The organism is Nonomuraea angiospora, assembly GCF_014873145.1.
In the GTDB taxonomy this organism is placed as follows: Bacteria; Actinomycetota; Actinomycetes; order Streptosporangiales; family Streptosporangiaceae; genus Nonomuraea; species Nonomuraea angiospora.
This window is the reverse complement of the sequence record NZ_JADBEK010000001.1, coordinates 8,762,614-8,778,304: the sequence shown is the minus strand read 5'-3', so window position 1 is coordinate 8,778,304 and position 15,691 is coordinate 8,762,614. Positions and strand designations below refer to the sequence as shown.

The 15,691-nt window shown below is 67.3% G+C and carries 26 protein-coding genes; all 26 read right to left on the bottom strand.

Annotated elements, in window-relative coordinates; genetic code table 11:
* Positions 1-9 precede the first annotated feature (9 nt).
* Positions 10-393 carry a 50S ribosomal protein L18 gene (gene rplR, locus H4W80_RS40575; RefSeq protein WP_185070632.1) on the bottom strand — a complete coding sequence of 128 codons (384 nt, stop codon included), beginning with the start codon at positions 391-393 and terminating at the stop codon, positions 10-12.
* A gap of 2 nt (positions 394-395) precedes the next feature.
* Complete coding sequence (gene rplF / locus H4W80_RS40570; RefSeq protein ID WP_192789899.1) at positions 396-938, bottom strand: 50S ribosomal protein L6; 543 nt, start codon at positions 936-938, stop codon at positions 396-398.
* Between the two features lie 16 nt (positions 939-954).
* Entirely contained in the window at positions 955-1,353 is a 399-nt protein-coding gene (gene rpsH, locus H4W80_RS40565; protein WP_192789898.1) for a 30S ribosomal protein S8, read from the bottom strand.
* Positions 1,354-1,508: 155 nt separating this feature from the next.
* Entirely contained in the window at positions 1,509-1,694 is a 186-nt protein-coding gene (locus tag H4W80_RS40560; protein WP_020542298.1) for a type Z 30S ribosomal protein S14, read from the bottom strand.
* 4 nt (positions 1,695-1,698) lie between these two features.
* The gene (rplE, locus tag H4W80_RS40555; RefSeq protein ID WP_043623458.1) at positions 1,699-2,274 is read right to left on the bottom strand and encodes a 50S ribosomal protein L5; all 576 of its coding nucleotides are present in this window, start codon (positions 2,272-2,274) and stop codon (positions 1,699-1,701) included.
* Positions 2,274-2,567: a 50S ribosomal protein L24 gene (gene rplX, locus H4W80_RS40550; protein WP_225965786.1), complete on the bottom strand. Its 294-nt coding sequence runs from the start codon at positions 2,565-2,567 to the stop codon at positions 2,274-2,276. Before rplX ends, rplE begins: the two co-directional genes overlap by 1 nt.
* An 8-nt stretch (positions 2,568-2,575) precedes the next feature.
* Positions 2,576-2,947, bottom strand: a complete 372-nt coding sequence (rplN, locus tag H4W80_RS40545) for a 50S ribosomal protein L14 (protein WP_106253399.1) — start codon at positions 2,945-2,947, stop codon at positions 2,576-2,578.
* Positions 2,948-3,142: 195 nt separating this feature from the next.
* The gene (rpsQ, locus tag H4W80_RS40540) at positions 3,143-3,427 is read right to left on the bottom strand and encodes a 30S ribosomal protein S17 (RefSeq protein ID WP_185070626.1); all 285 of its coding nucleotides are present in this window, start codon (positions 3,425-3,427) and stop codon (positions 3,143-3,145) included.
* Positions 3,420-3,656, bottom strand: a complete 237-nt coding sequence (gene rpmC, locus H4W80_RS40535; RefSeq protein WP_106253417.1) for a 50S ribosomal protein L29 — start codon at positions 3,654-3,656, stop codon at positions 3,420-3,422. The genes rpsQ and rpmC overlap by 8 nt, the downstream gene beginning before the upstream one ends.
* Entirely contained in the window at positions 3,656-4,075 is a 420-nt protein-coding gene (rplP, locus tag H4W80_RS40530; protein ID WP_185070624.1) for a 50S ribosomal protein L16, read from the bottom strand. The genes rpmC and rplP overlap by 1 nt, the downstream gene beginning before the upstream one ends.
* A 2-nt stretch (positions 4,076-4,077) precedes the next feature.
* Positions 4,078-4,923: a 30S ribosomal protein S3 gene (gene rpsC, locus H4W80_RS40525; protein WP_185070622.1), complete on the bottom strand. Its 846-nt coding sequence runs from the start codon at positions 4,921-4,923 to the stop codon at positions 4,078-4,080.
* Positions 4,923-5,276 (bottom strand): 50S ribosomal protein L22, encoded by a 354-nt coding sequence (rplV, locus tag H4W80_RS40520; protein WP_020542306.1) that lies wholly within the window; start codon positions 5,274-5,276, stop codon positions 4,923-4,925. The genes rpsC and rplV overlap by 1 nt, the downstream gene beginning before the upstream one ends.
* A gap of 24 nt (positions 5,277-5,300) precedes the next feature.
* A complete protein-coding gene (gene rpsS / locus H4W80_RS40515) occupies positions 5,301-5,579 on the bottom strand; it encodes a 30S ribosomal protein S19 (RefSeq protein ID WP_192789896.1) in 279 nt (92 codons plus the stop codon).
* An 11-nt stretch (positions 5,580-5,590) separates the two neighbouring features.
* Positions 5,591-6,427 (bottom strand): 50S ribosomal protein L2, encoded by an 837-nt coding sequence (gene rplB / locus H4W80_RS40510; RefSeq protein WP_192789895.1) that lies wholly within the window; start codon positions 6,425-6,427, stop codon positions 5,591-5,593.
* A gap of 108 nt (positions 6,428-6,535) precedes the next feature.
* Positions 6,536-6,838: a 50S ribosomal protein L23 gene (rplW, locus tag H4W80_RS40505; protein ID WP_111180891.1), complete on the bottom strand. Its 303-nt coding sequence runs from the start codon at positions 6,836-6,838 to the stop codon at positions 6,536-6,538.
* Positions 6,838-7,488, bottom strand: coding sequence for a 50S ribosomal protein L4 (gene rplD, locus H4W80_RS40500; protein WP_192789894.1), 651 nt, complete (start codon positions 7,486-7,488; stop codon positions 6,838-6,840). The genes rplW and rplD overlap by 1 nt, the downstream gene beginning before the upstream one ends.
* Entirely contained in the window at positions 7,485-8,138 is a 654-nt protein-coding gene (rplC, locus tag H4W80_RS40495; protein WP_192789893.1) for a 50S ribosomal protein L3, read from the bottom strand. Before rplC ends, rplD begins: the two co-directional genes overlap by 4 nt.
* Before the next feature lie 14 nt (positions 8,139-8,152).
* Positions 8,153-8,461 carry a 30S ribosomal protein S10 gene (gene rpsJ / locus H4W80_RS40490; protein ID WP_012887830.1) on the bottom strand — a complete coding sequence of 103 codons (309 nt, stop codon included), beginning with the start codon at positions 8,459-8,461 and terminating at the stop codon, positions 8,153-8,155.
* A gap of 257 nt (positions 8,462-8,718) precedes the next feature.
* A complete protein-coding gene (tuf, locus tag H4W80_RS40485) occupies positions 8,719-9,912 on the bottom strand; it encodes an elongation factor Tu (RefSeq protein WP_185070617.1) in 1,194 nt (397 codons plus the stop codon).
* Between the two features lie 109 nt (positions 9,913-10,021).
* Positions 10,022-12,070, bottom strand: coding sequence for an elongation factor G (gene fusA, locus H4W80_RS40480; protein ID WP_378525626.1), 2,049 nt, complete (start codon positions 12,068-12,070; stop codon positions 10,022-10,024).
* Positions 12,071-12,160: 90 nt separating this feature from the next.
* Positions 12,161-12,631: a 30S ribosomal protein S7 gene (rpsG, locus tag H4W80_RS40475; protein ID WP_043623423.1), complete on the bottom strand. Its 471-nt coding sequence runs from the start codon at positions 12,629-12,631 to the stop codon at positions 12,161-12,163.
* 2 nt (positions 12,632-12,633) lie between these two features.
* Positions 12,634-13,008, bottom strand: coding sequence for a 30S ribosomal protein S12 (rpsL, locus tag H4W80_RS40470; RefSeq protein WP_020542315.1), 375 nt, complete (start codon positions 13,006-13,008; stop codon positions 12,634-12,636).
* Positions 13,009-13,461: 453 nt separating this feature from the next.
* Positions 13,462-13,650 (bottom strand): hypothetical protein, encoded by a 189-nt coding sequence (locus H4W80_RS40465; protein WP_192789891.1) that lies wholly within the window; start codon positions 13,648-13,650, stop codon positions 13,462-13,464.
* 313 nt (positions 13,651-13,963) lie between these two features.
* Positions 13,964-14,299 carry a YcaO-like family protein gene (locus H4W80_RS63025; protein ID WP_192789890.1) on the bottom strand — a complete coding sequence of 112 codons (336 nt, stop codon included), beginning with the start codon at positions 14,297-14,299 and terminating at the stop codon, positions 13,964-13,966.
* A gap of 32 nt (positions 14,300-14,331) precedes the next feature.
* Entirely contained in the window at positions 14,332-14,718 is a 387-nt protein-coding gene (locus tag H4W80_RS63020) for a YcaO-like family protein (RefSeq protein WP_318787285.1), read from the bottom strand.
* A 441-nt stretch (positions 14,719-15,159) separates the two neighbouring features.
* A complete protein-coding gene (locus H4W80_RS40450) occupies positions 15,160-15,654 on the bottom strand; it encodes a hypothetical protein (RefSeq protein ID WP_192789888.1) in 495 nt (164 codons plus the stop codon).
* Between the last annotated feature and the right edge of the window lie 37 nt (positions 15,655-15,691).

The following is a 15,691-nucleotide window of genomic DNA, read 5'->3' as shown; positions in this document are numbered from 1 at the left end:
CAGTTGCCATCAGAATTCGAGCCCGCCTTCGCGGGCGCTGTCCGCCAGAGCCGCGATGCGGCCGGCGTAGCGGTTGCCACCGCGGTCGAAGACGACCTTGGTGATCCCGGCTTCCTTGGCCCGCTGAGCGAGGAGCTCGCCGACCTTCTTCGCCTTCTCGGTCTTGTCCGCCTCCAGCGTGCGCAGTGCGGCGTCCATGGTGGACGCGCTCACCAGCGTGTGGCCGACGGAGTCGTCCACGATCTGGACGAACATGTGACGAGTCGAGCGGTTGACGACCAGGCGCGGACGCTCTGCCGTACCGACGACGAACTTGCGGACGCGGCGGTGACGGCGGGCCCGCGAGACGGTGCGGGCAGCCGTGTGCTTGCTGAACGCAGTCTTCGGAGCCATGCCTACTTACCAGCCTTTCCGACCTTGCGGCGGATCTGTTCGCCCTGGTAGCGCACGCCCTTGCCCTTGTACGGGTCAGGCTTGCGCAACTTGCGGATGTTGGCCGCGACCTCGCCGACCTTCTGCTTGTCGATGCCGTCCACGTGGAACAGGGTCGGCTTCTCGACGCGGAAGGTGACGCCCTCGGGGGCGTCCACGATGACCGGGTGACTGAAGCCCAGCGAGAACTCCAGCTGCGTCGGGCCCTTGGCCTGGACGCGGTAACCGACGCCGACGATCTCCAGGGACTTGGAGTAACCCTGGGTGACGCCCTGCACCATGTTGGCGATCAGCGTCCGGGACAGGCCGTGCAGCGCACGGACCTTGTTCTCGTCGTTGGGCCGGGAGACGGCGATGGCGCCGTCGTCGTCGCGAGCGACCGTGATGGGCTCGGCGACCTTGTGACTGAGCGTGCCCTTCGGGCCCTTGACCTGGACATCCTGGCCGGCGATCGTGATGTCTACGCCGCTGGGCACAGGGATGGGCAGCCGTCCGATTCTCGACATGCTGTGTTCCTCCCCTCTACCAGACGTAGGCGAGGACTTCCCCGCCCACGCCACGCTTGCCGGCCTGCTTGTCGGTCATGAGACCGGCGGACGTCGAGATGATCGCGACGCCCAGTCCGCCCAGGACTCGAGGCAGGTTGTCCTTCTTTGCATAAACCCGCAGACCGGGCTTGGAAACCCGGCGCAGGCCCGCGAGCGACCGCTCACGGGTAGGCCCGAACTTGAGCTCCACCACGAGGTTCTTGCCAACCTTGGCGTCTTCGACGGTCCAAGCCTGGATGTAACCCTCCTGCTGGAGGATCTCGGCGATGTGCGCCTTGATCTTCGAGTACGGCATCGTCACGCTGTCGTGGTACGCCGAATTCGCGTTACGCAGACGTGTGAGCATGTCTGCGATCGGGTCGGTCATCGTCATGGCCAGTGGCCTTCCTCGCCGCGGTTTCCAGTCGGCCAAGCAGCGCTCTGCCGGTGGACCTTCGGCGCGGTCATGGACGCTCCTCGGGAGCGTCCGGGTCTTCTTCTGAAAATATGATCACCCAGGGGCGGCCCAGAGGCCGCCCCTAAGGTTACCTACCAGCTCGACTTGGTGATGCCGGGCAGCTCGCCCCGGTGCGCCATCTCGCGGAAGCACACGCGGCAGAGCCCGAACTTGCGGTAGACGGCGCGCGGCCGGCCACAACGCGAGCAACGGGTGTACGCCCGGACCTCGAACTTCTGCTTGCGCCCCGCCTTGGCGATCAGCGACTTCTTCGCCATTGGATCAGGCCTCCTTGAACGGGAAGCCGAGGAGCTTCAGCAGCGCCCGGCCCTGGTCGTCGTTCTTCGCCGTGGTCACGATCGTGATGTCCATGCCCCGCGGCCGGTCGACCTTGTCCTGGTCGACCTCGTGGAACATGACCTGCTCGGTCAGACCGAACGTGTAGTTGCCGTTGCCGTCGAACTGCTTGGGCGAAAGGCCGCGGAAGTCCCGGATACGGGGCAGGGCCAGCGCCAGCAGCCGGTCGAGGAACTCCCACATGCGGTCGCCGCGCAGCGTGACGTGAGCGCCGATCGGCATGCCCTCGCGCAGCTTGAACTGCGCGATGGACTTGCGCGCCCGGACGACGGCCGGCTTCTGGCCGGTGATCGCGGTGAGGTCGCGGACGGCACCCTCGATGAGCTTCGAGTCGCGAGCCGCCTCGCCGACGCCCATGTTGACCTTGATCTTGGTCAGCGCCGGGATCTGCATGACGTTCTCGATGCCGAACTGCTCGCGAAGCTGGGCCGCGATCTCCTCGCGGTACTTCGTCTTGAGTCGCGGCGTCGGACGCTCGGTCTCAGTGGTCGTCGCAGTCATCAGCTGTCCTCACCCGTCTCGTCGGCCTTCTTCTCGTCGGCCTTCTTCTCGGCGGGCTTCTCGTCCTTGAGCTTCTTCACGTTCGAGACGTGGATGGGGCCCTCCATGGTCTGCACGCCGCCGGTCTTGGCGCCGCGCGGACCCTGGTGGGTCTCCTTGGAGTGCTTCTTGATCATGTTGACGCCCTCGACCACCACACGGTCCTCGTGCGGGAGCGTGGCGATGACGTGACCCTTGGCACCCTTGTCCTTGCCGGCGATGACCTGGACCAGGTCACCCTTCTTCACATGCAGCTTCGGCATTACAGCACCTCCGGGGCGAGCGAGATGATGCGCATGAACTTCTTGTCGCGCAGCTCGCGGCCGACCGGGCCGAAGATACGAGTGCCACGAGGGTCACCGCTGTCCTTGATGATGACGGCGGCGTTCTCGTCGAAGCGGATGTAGGAGCCGTCGGGCCGGCGGCGCTCCTTGACCGTGCGGACGATGACGGCCTTGACCACGTCGCCCTTCTTGACGCCCGTGCTGCCCGGCAGCGCGTCCTTGACAGTGGCGACGATGATGTCGCCGATACCGGCGTAGCGTCGGCCCGAGCCACCGAGAACGCGGATGCAAAGGATCTCCTTCGCGCCCGTGTTGTCGGCGACCTTGAGCCGCGACTCCTGCTGGATCACGTTGAACTCCTGTTAGTCGCGCCGGTTCTCATCTCTGAGCCTGGCGGAACCGTCGTTGTCTTGTTCCCACGGCCACAACGCCCGTAGGCGCCGCACCGCAGGCGACGCGAGACCACATGTGGCCCCGCGTCCTTGGACGCCGTCATGGGGGCTCTCAGAGCCCCCACGAGGCGCGGTATATGTCGAGAGGGAGAGTTACTTCGCCTTCTCGAGGATCTCCACGACCCTCCACCGCTTGGTGGCGGAGAGGGGGCGGGTCTCCATGAGCAGCACGCGGTCGCCGACGCCGCAGGCGTTGGCCTCGTCGTGTGCCTTGTACTTGGTCGTACGGCGGATGACCTTGCCGTACAGACGGTGCTTGACGCGGTCCTCGACGGCGACGACGACGGTCTTGTCCATCTTGTCGCTCACCACGAGGCCCTCACGGACCTTGCGGAAGTTCCGCTGCTCGTTCGTCTCAGTGGTCTCGGTCTCAGCCATCGCTCGTCTCCTTCTCGACCGTGACGATGCCCAGCTCGCGCTCGCGCATCACGGTGTAGATACGGGCGATCTCGCGGCGGACGGCGCGCAGCCGCCCGTGGCTCTCCAACTGACCGGTCGCCGCCTGGAAGCGGAGGTTGAACAGCTCCTCCTTGGCCTCCTTCAGCTTCTGGACGAGGGTGTCCTCGTCCTCGAGCCGCAGCTCGCCGGCGGTCAGGCCCTTAGCCATCACGCCTCACCCACTTCACGCTTAACGATCTTGCACTTCATCGGGAGCTTGTGGATCGCGCGCTGAAGCGCTTCGCGGGCGATCGGCTCCGCCACGCCGGACAGCTCGAACATCACGCGTCCGGGCTTGACGTTGGCGATCCACCACTCCGGCGAACCCTTACCGGAACCCATGCGGGTCTCGGCAGGCTTCTTGGTGAGCGGACGGTCGGGGTAGATGTTGATCCACACCTTGCCGCCACGGCGGATGTGACGGGTCATGGCGATACGAGCGGACTCGATCTGACGGTTGGTCACGTAGGAGTGCTCAACCGCCTGGATGCCGAACTCGCCGAACGTGACCCTGGTGCCGCCCTTGGCGGCTCCGCTGCGGTCAGGCCGGTGCTGCTTGCGGTGCTTGACCCTGCGCGGGATCAGCATGGTCAGCTCCCTTCAGCACCCGGCTGCGCAGCCGGGCCGGTCTCGGGGGCAGCCTGCGAGGCCGCCTCGGTGCGGGGGGCGCGGTCGCCACGGCCGCCGCCACGACGGGGGCGGTCGCCGCCACCACGACGCGGACGGTCGCCGCCGCCACCACGACGGTCGTCACGCTCGCGACGCTGGCCGGCACGAGCGCCGGCGGCGGCCGCCTCGCGCTCGGCGCGGCTGGTCGGAGCCTCGCCCTTGTAGATCCAGACCTTCACGCCGATGCGGCCGAAGGTGGTGCGGGCCTCGTAGAAGCCGTAGTCGATGTCCGCGCGGAGGGTGTGCAGCGGCACGCGGCCCTCACGGTAGAACTCCGACCGGGACATCTCGGCGCCGCCCAGACGACCGGAGCACTGGACACGGATGCCCTTGGCGCCGGACTTCATGGCCGACTGCATCGCCTTGCGCATGGCGCGGCGGAACGAGACACGGCTGGACAGCTGCTCGGCGACGCCCTGCGCGACGAGCTGCGCGTCGATCTCCGGGTTCTTGACCTCGAGGATGTTGAGCTGGACCTGCTTCTTGGTCAGCTTCTCCAGGTCGCCACGGATACGGTCCGCCTCGGCGCCGCGGCGGCCGATCACGATGCCGGGACGCGCGGTGTGGATGTCCACCTGCACGCGGTCCGTCGTGCGCTCGATCTCGACCTTGGAGATGCCGGCCCGCTCCATGCCCTTCTGCAGCATGCGGCGGATCGCCACGTCCTCGGCGACGTACGACTTGTACAGCTTGTCGGCGTACCACCGGCTCTTGAAGTCGGTCGTGATGCCGAGGCGGAACCCGTGCGGGTTAACCTTCTGGCCCACTATCGGGTCCTTCCCTTCGGCTCGCGGGACTCCACGATCACAGTGATGTGGCTCGTCCGCTTGTTGATCCGATAGGCACGACCCTGGGCACGCGGGCGGAACCGCTTCAGCGTCGGGCCCTCGTCGACCCACGCCCGGCTGACGACGAGCGTCTGCGGGTCGAGGTCGAAGTTGTGCTCAGCGTTCGCCATGGCGCTGCTGAGCACCTTGTAGATCGGCTCGCTCGCCGATTGGGGAGCGAACTGCAGCACGGCCTGCGCCTCCGAAGCGGGCAGCCCGCGAATGAGGTCCACCACGCGGCGGGCCTTCTGGGGCGTGACACGGACGAACCGCGCCTGAGCCCTGGCTTCCATCGCTTTCTCCTACTTCCGGGACGCTTACCGCCGGCTGCGGCGGTCTTCCTTGACGTGGCTGCGGAAGGTCCGCGTGGGGGCGAACTCTCCCAGCTTGTGACCGATCATCGACTCGGTGACGAAAACCGGGACGTGCTTGCGGCCGTCGTGCACGGCGATCGTGTGCCCGAGCATGTCGGGAACGATCATGGAGCGCCGCGACCACGTCTTGATGACGTTCTTGGTGCCCTTCTCGTTCTGGACGTCGACCTTCTTCTGAAGGTGACCGTCCACGAAGGGACCCTTCTTAAGGCTACGTGGCATTTCGGCTGCTCCTACCGCTTCTTCCTCTTGCTCCGACGACGGATGATCAGTCGGTCGCTGGCCTTGTTGGCCTGGCGGGTGCGCCCCTCGGGCTTGCCCTTCGGGTTCACCGGGTGGCGACCACCGGAGGTCTTGCCCTCACCACCACCGTGCGGGTGGTCGACGGGGTTCATCGCGACACCGCGGACGGTGGGGCGCTTGCCCTTCCACCGCATACGGCCGGCCTTGCCCCAGTTGATGTTGGCCTGCTCGGCGTTGCCGACCTGGCCCACCGTCGCCCGGCAGCGCACGTCGACCATGCGCATTTCGCCGGACGGCATACGCAGCGTGGCGTACTGGCCTTCCTTGGCGAGCAGCTGGATCTGTGCGCCCGCGGAACGGCCGAGCTTGGCGCCGCCGCCCGGACGGAGCTCCACCGCGTGGATGAAGGTACCGGTCGGGATGTTGCGCAGCGGCAGGCAGTTGCCCGGCTTGATGTCGGCAGCGGGGCCGTTCTCGATACGGTCGCCCTGCTTGATGCCGGTCGGCGCGATGATGTAGCGCTTCTCACCGTCGGCGTAGTGGAGCAGAGCGATGTTGGCGGTGCGGTTGGGGTCGTACTCGATGTGAGCGACCTTGGCCGGAATGCCGTCCTTGTCATGCCTACGGAAGTCGATGATCCGGTAGGCGCGCTTGTGACCGCCGCCCTGGTGGCGGGCGGTGACCCGGCCGTGTACGTTACGGCCGCCCTTGCTGTGAAGGGGCGCAAGCAGCGACTTCTCGGGCGTGCTGCGGGTGATCTCGGAGAAGTCCGAGACACTCGACCCGCGGCGACCCGGGGTCGTCGGCTTGTACTTACGGATGCCCATCTTTTTCGTTCATCCTTCGTCGGTTACATGGGTGAGCCCGCCGCGCGAAAGCGCGGCGGTCTCGACCCCGCGCGGGCCGTGCGGCCCGCACTCACTTCTATGGCGCTGCTAGCCGATCTGACCGAAGATGTCGATCCGATCGCCCTCGACCAGGCTCACGATCGCGCGCTTGGTGTCGGGACGCTTGCCGAAACCGGTACGGGTGCGCTTGCGCTTGCCCTGCCGGTTGATCGTGTTCACGCTGGTGACCTTGACCCCGAAGATCTGCTCGACGGCGATCTTGACCTGGGTCTTGTTCGCGGTCTTCTTCACCAGGAACGTGTACTTGTTGTTCTCATCGATCAGGCCGTAGCTCTTCTCAGAGACGACCGGCTTGATGATGATGTCGCGCGGGTCGGCGATCTTCTCCATCAGGCCTCTTCCTTCCCGCTGTCGCTCAGGCGGGCGACGACCTGGTCATACGCCTCCTGCGTGAAGACCACGTCGTCCGCCACGAGCACGTCGTACGTGTTGAGCTGCCCCGCGTCCAGCAGGTGGACCTCGGGAGCGTTACGCAGGCTCAGCCACGTCAGCTCGTCGGCCTCGTCGACCACGACGAGGACGCGCGGAGCCTGGGTGACCTTGCGCAGCGCCTCGAGAGCGGCCTTGGTCTTGGGCGTCTCACCCGCGAGCAGCGAGCTGACCACGTGGACGCGGCCGCCGCCGGCCCGGTCGGAGAGGGCGCCACGCAGGGCGGCGGCCTTCATCTTCTTGGGCGTGCGCTGCGAGTAGTCGCGCGGCACGGGGCCGTGGACGGTGCCACCGCCGGTGAACTGCGGCGCGCGGGTCGAGCCCTGACGGGCGCGGCCGGTGCCCTTCTGGCGGTACGGCTTCTTGCCGCCGCCGGAGACCTCACCGCGGGTCTTGGCCTTGTGGGTGCCCTGCCGGCGAGCGGCGAGCTGGGCCACGACCACCTGGTGGATCAGCGGCACGTTGACCTTGGCGCCGAAGATGTTCTCGGGCAGGTCGACGGTGCCGGCCTTCGCGCCACTGGCGTCGAGGACGTCAATAGTGGTGCTCACTTGGCAGCCCCCTTCTTGGCAGAGGTGCGAACGAGGACCAGGCTTCCGTTGGCGCCGGGGATCGCACCCTTGATCAGGATGAGGCCCTTCTCGGCGTCCACGGAGTGAACCTTGAGGCTCTGCACAGTGGTGCGGACGTTACCCATCCGACCAGCCATGCGCAGACCCTTGAAAACGCGGCCCGGGGTGGCGCAGCCACCGATGGAACCCGGCGAACGGTGCTTGCGCTGCGTACCGTGCGACGCGCCCAGACCACCGAAGCCGTGCCGCTTCATGACACCGGCGAAGCCCTTGCCCTTGCTCTTGCCCGTCACGTCGACGAACTGGCCGGCCTCGAAGGTGTCGGCCAGCAGCTCCTGGCCCAGGGTGTAGTCGCTCGCGTCGTCGGTGCGGATCTCCGCGAAGTAACGGCGCGGGGTGATGTCGTGCTTACGCAGGTAGTCGCCGAGCGGCTTGTTGACCTTCCGGGGGTCGACCTGCCCGAAGCCGAGCTGGATGGCGGAGTAGCCGTCCTTGTCGGCGGTGCGGACCCGGGTCACCACGCACGGACCGGCCTCGACCACGGTCACCGGCACCAGCCGGTTGTCCGCGTCGAAGACCTGGGTCATGCCGAGCTTCTTGCCCAGGACGCCCTTGATCGTCTTAGCCATGTCAGTGCGTTCCCTCAGAGCTTGATCGAAATGTCGACACCCGCGGGGAGGTCGAGCCGCATGAGCGAGTCAACCGTCTTGGGGGTCGGGTCGATGATGTCAATCAGCCGCTTGTGCGTGCGCATCTCGAAGTGCTCGCGGCTGTCCTTGTACTTGTGCGGCGAGCGGATGACGCAGTACACGTTCTTCTCGGTCGGCAGCGGCACCGGGCCCGCGACCTTCGCGCCAGTCCGCGTCACCGTCTCGACGATCTTCTTGGCCGAGCTGTCGATGACCTCGTGGTCATAGGCCTTAAGCCGGATGCGGATCTTCTGTCCCGCCATAGTGGCCTCGGTGTCCTTCGCTGTCGTCTGAAAAAGTATCGTGCGGCCTGTTGCCGCTGTATTGGTGCAGGTCCAAGCCTGCTAGACCCCACGAGGCAGACGCAGTCGATCTGCCTTTTCTTCCGTGATCCGGCAGTGACTTCGGTCATATTTCCTCGGCCGAAGCGACTGCTGGATCACGGCCTCTACATGAGGTCCCTAACGTGGTTCGGCGGTCGGCTCCGAGTCCGGGGCCGACCGCCGCCCCGACGGTCTAGCTACTTGATGATCTTCGTGACCCGACCGGCGCCGACGGTGCGGCCACCCTCACGGATCGCGAACTTGAGGCCTTCCTCCATGGCGATGGGCTGGATCAGCTCAACGCGCATCTCGGTGTTGTCGCCCGGCATGACCATCTCCGTGCCCTCGGGGAGGTTCACGACACCGGTCACGTCAGTCGTACGGAAGTAGAACTGCGGGCGGTAGTTGTTGAAGAACGGCGTGTGGCGGCCGCCCTCGTCCTTGGACAGGATGTAGACCTGGCCGTTGAACTCGGTGTGCGGGGTGGTCGTGCCCGGCTTGATGATGCACTGGCCGCGCTCGACGTCGTCGCGCTTGATACCACGGAGCAGCAGGGCGGCGTTGTCGCCCGCGTGACCCTCGTCGAGCATCTTGTTGAACATCTCGATGCTGGTGACGGTGGTGGTCGTCTTCTCCGGCTTGATGCCGATGATGTCGACCTGCTCGTTGATCTTGACGACACCGCGCTCGATACGGCCGGTGACGACCGTACCGCGACCGGTGATCGAGAAGACGTCCTCGACCGGCATGAGGAACGGCTTGTCCGTCTCACGCGGCGGCTCGGGCACGTTCTCGTCGACGGCGTTCATCAGCTCGATGATGCTGTCGGCCCACTTCTGGTCGCCCTCGAGAGCCTTGAGAGCGGAGACGCGGACGACGGGCAGGTCGTCGCCGGGGAACTCCTGAGCGGAGAGGAGCTCACGGACCTCCAGCTCGACGAGCTCGAGGATCTCCTCGTCGTCGACCATGTCGGCCTTGTTGAGGGCCACGACGATGTAGGGGACGCCGACCTGGCGGGCCAGGAGGACGTGCTCCTTCGTCTGCGGCATCGGGCCGTCGGTGGCGGCGACCACGAGGATGGCGCCGTCCATCTGGGCAGCACCGGTGATCATGTTCTTCACGTAGTCGGCGTGACCGGGGCAGTCAACGTGAGCGTAGTGACGCTTCTCGGTCTGGTACTCGACGTGCGCGATGGAGATCGTAATGCCGCGAGCCTTCTCCTCGGGCGCCTTGTCGATCTTGTCGAACGGGGTCGCCTTGTTCAGCTCGGGGAAACGGTCGTGAAGCACCTTGGTGATCGCCGCGGTCAGCGTGGTCTTGCCGTGGTCGATGTGTCCAATGGTGCCGATGTTCATGTGCGGCTTAGTCCGCTCGAACTTGGCCTTGCCCACTGGTTCTCTCCTTGAGAATCTGACTGACTTTCGTCTACACACTCGGGCCCGGGAACTCCCGAACCCCTTGGCGGTGGGGTGGCTCTCACCACCCCACCAGGGACCAGGACTATTCGCCCCGGGCCTTCGCGACGATCTCCTTGGCGATGCCCGGGGGCACCTCCGAGTAGGAGTCGAACTGCATGCTGTAGCTCGCGCGCCCCTGCGTCTTGCTACGCAGGTCACCCACGTAGCCGAACATCTCAGACAGCGGCACGAGCGCCGTGACGACACGGGCGCCGGCCCGCTCGTCCATAGACTGGATCTGTCCGCGGCGACCGTTGAGGTCACCGATGACATCACCCATGTAGTCCTCGGGCGTGGTGACCTCGACGGCCATCATCGGCTCGAGAAGCACTGCGTCGGCCTTGCGCGCGGCCTCCTTGAAGGCCATCGAGCCGGCGATCTTGAACGCCATTTCCGAGGAGTCGACGTCGTGCGCGGCACCGTCGACGAGCGTCACCTTCACGCCCACCATCGGGTAGCCGGCCAGCACGCCGAACTCGGCGGCCTCCTGGGCGCCCGCGTCGACCGACGGGATGTACTCCCTCGGGACACGACCACCCGTGACCTTGTTCTCGAACTCGTAGCCGTCGTTGCCCTCACCCAGCGGCTCGAGGTTGATGATCACCCGCGCGAACTGACCGGAACCACCGGTCTGCTTCTTGTGGGTGTAGTCGAGCTTCTCCACCTTGCGGCGGATGGTCTCGCGGTAGGCCACCTGCGGGCGGCCGACGTTGGCCTCGACCTTGAACTCGCGACGCATACGGTCGACGAGGATCTCCAGGTGAAGCTCGCCCATGCCCCAGATGACCGTCTGACCGGTCTCCTCGTCGCGGCGAACCTGGAAGGACGGGTCCTCCTCGGCCAGCCGCTGGATGGCGGTCGACAGCTTCTCCTGGTCGCCCTTGGTCTTGGGCTCGATGGCGACGTTGATGACCGGAGCCGGGAACGTCATCGACTCGAGCACGACCTGGTTGGACGGGTCGGACAGGGTGTCGCCGGTCGTGGTGTCCTTCAGACCCATGACCGCGACGATCTGGCCGGCAATCGCCGTCGGGCGCTCCTCGCGCTTGTTGGCGTGCATCTGGTAGATCTTGCCGATCCGCTCCTTCTTACCCTTCACAGAGTTGACGACCTGTGAACCGGTCTCGAGCGTGCCCGAGTAGATGCGGATGTAGGTGAGCTTGCCCAGGTGCGGGTCGCTGGCGATCTTGAAGGCCAGAGCGGAGAACGGCTCGCTCGGGTCCGCGTGACGCTCGATGACCTTGTCCTCGTGGCCGACCGCGTGACCCTTGAAGGCCGGGATGTCGGTCGGGGCGGGGAGGAAGGCGACGATCGCGTCGAGCAGGGGCTGCACGCCCTTGTTCTTGAACGCGGTGCCGCAGAGCACCGGGTTGATGGCGCTGGACAGCGTGGCGCGGCGGATGGCCGCGACCAGCTGCTCCTCGGTGGGCTCGACGCCCTCGAGGAAGAGCTCCATCAGCTCGTCGTCGTTCTCGGCGACGGTCTCGACCAGCTTGTCACGCCACTCGCGCGCCGCCTCGGCGTGGTCGGCCGGGATGTCGACGGTGTCGTACATCTCGCCCTTGGCCGCCTCGGCGCTCCAGAGGTAACCCTTCATCTTGATGAGGTCGATGACGCCCTTGAAGTCGGCCTCAACGCCCCACGGAAGCTGGATGACAGCCGGGGTCGCGCCCAGACGGCTGATCATCATGTCGACGCAGCGGTGGAACTCCGCGCCGACACGGTCCATCTTGTTGACGAAGCAGATCCGGGGGACGTCGTAGCGGTCAGCCTGGCGCCACACCGTCTCCGACTGCGGCTCGACACCCGCGACGCCGTCGAACACGGCGACGGCACCGTCGAGGACGCGGAGCGAGCGCTCCACCTCAATGGTGAAGTCGACGTGACCCGGGGTGTCGATGATGTTGATGGTGTGACCGATCCACTCACAGGTGGTCGCGGCAGACGTGATCGTGATGCCGCGCTCCTGCTCCTGCTCCATCCAGTCCATCGTGGCAGCGCCCTCGTGGACCTCACCGATCTTGTAGTTGATACCGGTGTAGAACAGGATGCGCTCGGTCGTGGTGGTCTTGCCCGCGTCGATATGGGCCATGATCCCGATGTTTCGGACCTTGGCCAGGTCAAGAGCGGTCGTGGTGGCCACTTCTCTCGCGTCCTCGTCGTCTCGTCGAACCCGCCGGGGTTACCAGCGGTAGTGGGCGAAGGCCTTGTTGGACTCGGCCATCTTGTGGGTGTCCTCGCGCTTCTTGACACTCGCCCCAAGGCCGTTGCTGGCGTCGAGGAGCTCGTTCATGAGGCGCTCGGTCATGGTCTTCTCGCGGCGGGCGCGGGAGTACTGCACCAGCCAGCGCAGGGCCAGGGTGGTGCTGCGCGCGGCGCGCACCTCGACCGGCACCTGGTACGTGGCGCCACCGACGCGGCGGCTGCGAACCTCGAGGGTCGGCTTGACGTTGTCGAGCGCGCGCTTCAGGGTGACGACCGGGTCGTTGCCGGTCTTCTCCCTGCAGCCCTCGAGTGCGCCGTACACGATGGACTGCGCGATGGAGCGCTTGCCGTCGAGAAGCACCTTGTTGATCAGGGCGGTCACCAGGGGCGAGCTGTAAACCGGGTCAGACATGAGCTGACGACGGCCAGGAGAACCCTTGCGAGGCATTGTTAGCTCTTCTCCTTCTTCGCGCCGTAGCGGCTGCGGGCCTGCTTGCGGTTGCGGACACCCTGGGTGTCCAGCGAGCCGCGGATGATCTTGTAGCGAACACCGGGCAGGTCCTTCACACGACCGCCACGCACGAGCACGATGGAGTGCTCCTGCAGGTTGTGACCCACACCCGGGATGTAGGCCGTGACCTCGATGCCGTTCGTGAGGCGAACGCGGGCCACCTTGCGCAGGGCCGAGTTGGGCTTCTTCGGGGTCGTGGTGTAAACGCGCTGGCACACGCCGCGCCGCTGCGGACTCCCCTTGAGGGCAGGAGTCTTGGTCTTCGAGACCTTGTCCTGCCGGCCCTTGCGGACCAACTGCTGAATAGTGGGCACTGCCACTCCGTTTCGTGCCTTGGCCGGTGTTTCGTCAGTTGTGATGCATTTCGCAGGTGCTGCCGGTGTCATGACCTGCTGATTTTCCTTGTCTCGGTGCCCCCGCGCTCGGGCGTGTCGCGCTATTCACGCAGACGTCCCGCGAGGTTTACGAGCCAGGAAGCCGTCCCGCGCCCGTAACGAGCGCACGGTCGAGAGCCCGCCAGAGACGGGCACGAAGCTCAAGACTACCCAGGCCTCTGCGACACGTCAAAGCGGCGCGGCAAAGCGGACAAGCCTTGCCACTCCAGGACGCCGAGACCGTTTTCATCAGTGCTCGGCTACTGCTCCGCGTCCATGATATCGGGATGGGGAGGCGAACTGTGACGGGTTCGCAAGGACTGCCAGGGCAGCCGTTTGCATGGCGGTGACGCCTGGCCTCGCGTGCGCACGGGATCGGGGCGGAACGTCCCGCTATGCGGGCGTACGGTGGTACCGGGCCCACTTACCAGTAAACGGAGGGCGCCCCGATAGAGGGGGGAAGCCCTTGCAGGCCGAGCCGCCGGGGACGGCGACGACCGCGCCGAGCGCGGCCTCGTCGGCCCGGCGTACCAGGGCGGTGGCGGCGGGGTCGTCCACGCCGGGCGACACCCTGGAGACCACGATGACGCCGGCTCCCGCCGTCTCCCGCCGTCTCCTCCGCCGGCCGCGCGACGCAGGCGACGGCCCGGATCACCGTCTCCTCCTCCGACCGCGCGACGCGAGCGACGGCCCGGGTGACCGTCTCCTCCGCCGGCCGCGCGACGCGAGCAACCCAGGTCACCGTCTCCTCCGTCGCGGCCCTGACCGTGAGGTCCGCCTCGGCGAGGGTGGGGACGACGTTCGCGCGATCAGGATTTGTCACCATCTTCTGGGCTCGGTGTACCTCGTTCCGGATATCGCCGGATCAGGTCGACCAGCAGCGACCCCAGCTCGCTCAGCGCGCTGAGCACGGCCTTCTCCGCAGCCAGACGGGCCCCGGCGGCGCTGCGCACACCATACGCGGCCTGCCCGGGTCGCCGTCCTGCCCCACGCCAGTCGCCCACACGCTGGGGATGCCGTGCTCCACCGTCGTGTCGTACAGCTCGACCCGGTAGCCGGTCTCCGCGGTGATCGCGGCGGCCTGGAGCGGGATGGTGCGATCCCGTGCCGCGCCGGGATCGATCCGCGGCACCGGGAGCCGCTCGTACCAGGTCATGAGGAACCCGTCCCCCTCGACCGTCTCCAGCAGCTTGTAGAGCAGGGCCTCGCCATGCTGCCGCCGAGCACGCACCCGTTCGAGATCACGAACAGGAACGCCCGCTCCTACCCCCGTACGTAGTAATAGGCCAGGCTCTCCGGCGCGAGGATCGGCGCGCGCCGGCCGAAGGAGTGCCCCCACACCCAGTCGCAGACGGCGTCCTCGGTGAACGGCCGGAACGCGAACCCGTCCGTCTCATAGGACGAGGTGTCGTGCTCGCCCAGCGTTCGCGGGTCGAGCGCGTCCGCGGCCACCTCCGTGTAGGAGGCCCGCGCTCGGCCGACACGTCCCTGACCCGGTAGCCGGGAGGTCGCGGGGCGGCCCTGACCGGTAGCCGGGAGGTCGCGGGGCGGCGCCGGGCTCGAAGACGGCGGACGCGCGGTCGTCGTCCGGCAGATCGCCGCAGTCGGTGGGGCTCCGGCAGCCCGATCACGTCCAGCAACGCCGCCCACCGCGCGCTCGCGTCGTCGGTCGCCCTCGCGCCGCCCCGTCCACGGGCGGCAGCGGCCCACCGAACCCGGCCAACGCCGCGCGGTGGTCCAGCAACCCCGCGACCAGCGCCTCCTCGGGTCGAATAACCCGCGGCGGCCCCGGTGGCGTGCAGATCCAGGAACACCGCGCGGGCGGGGCAGCAGCACCTCATCGCCCTCGACGAGGTCACGGCCGCGCACGACGCCTCACCCCCTCCCGCCGCGACGTCGCCCACCAGCGGGTCGCCCATCAGCGGGTCGCCCATCAGCGGGTCGTCCAGGAGGCCGTCACCCGACCGCTCCCCCGCGCCCGGATCCGCCGGGAAGCCGCCGACGGGTTCTCCCGCGCCGGTCAGCGGCGTCGCCTCGGCCGTGACCAGGCGACGGGATCGAGGGCGAGCAGCCCGTGCACGATCAGAGCCTTCAGCGCCGCCCGGTATCGCGCGGCGGCGAAGTCCGCCCCCCACTCCGCTCGCCCGCACCCGCGCCCCCAAGTGCCCCCATCGGGTCGGCCGCCATGGTCACCGACACGTGCAGCGGTAGCTGCCCGTACTCCCCTTCCTCGATCTCCGCGAACACCCCCGTCCGCGAGTCCATCAACCTGGCCGCCCGCCGCGAGAACTCCTTCTCCCCGAGCGGCCCCGCGCTCGCCCCCCGTGCCGGGCGGCAGCGCCGACAGGTGCGGCAGGAAGGGGTGCGTACGCGTGCCGCACCCGTCCAGATCCACCACGTGCAGGCACGGACCGCCGGACACCCGGGGTGTTCCGGACAGGTAGCGCCCAGGTTTGGCACCACCTGCTCGGCGACCACGTCAGCGGCGACGGGCGACACGGAGACGTGCCCGGCGGCAGGCGGGACGACCTCCATGGCCGCCAGCCGCCGCCAGCCGCCGCCAGCCGCCGCCACCCGGGCGCCCACGGCGGGACGTCGCGCCCGACGACGCCGGTCTCGCTCC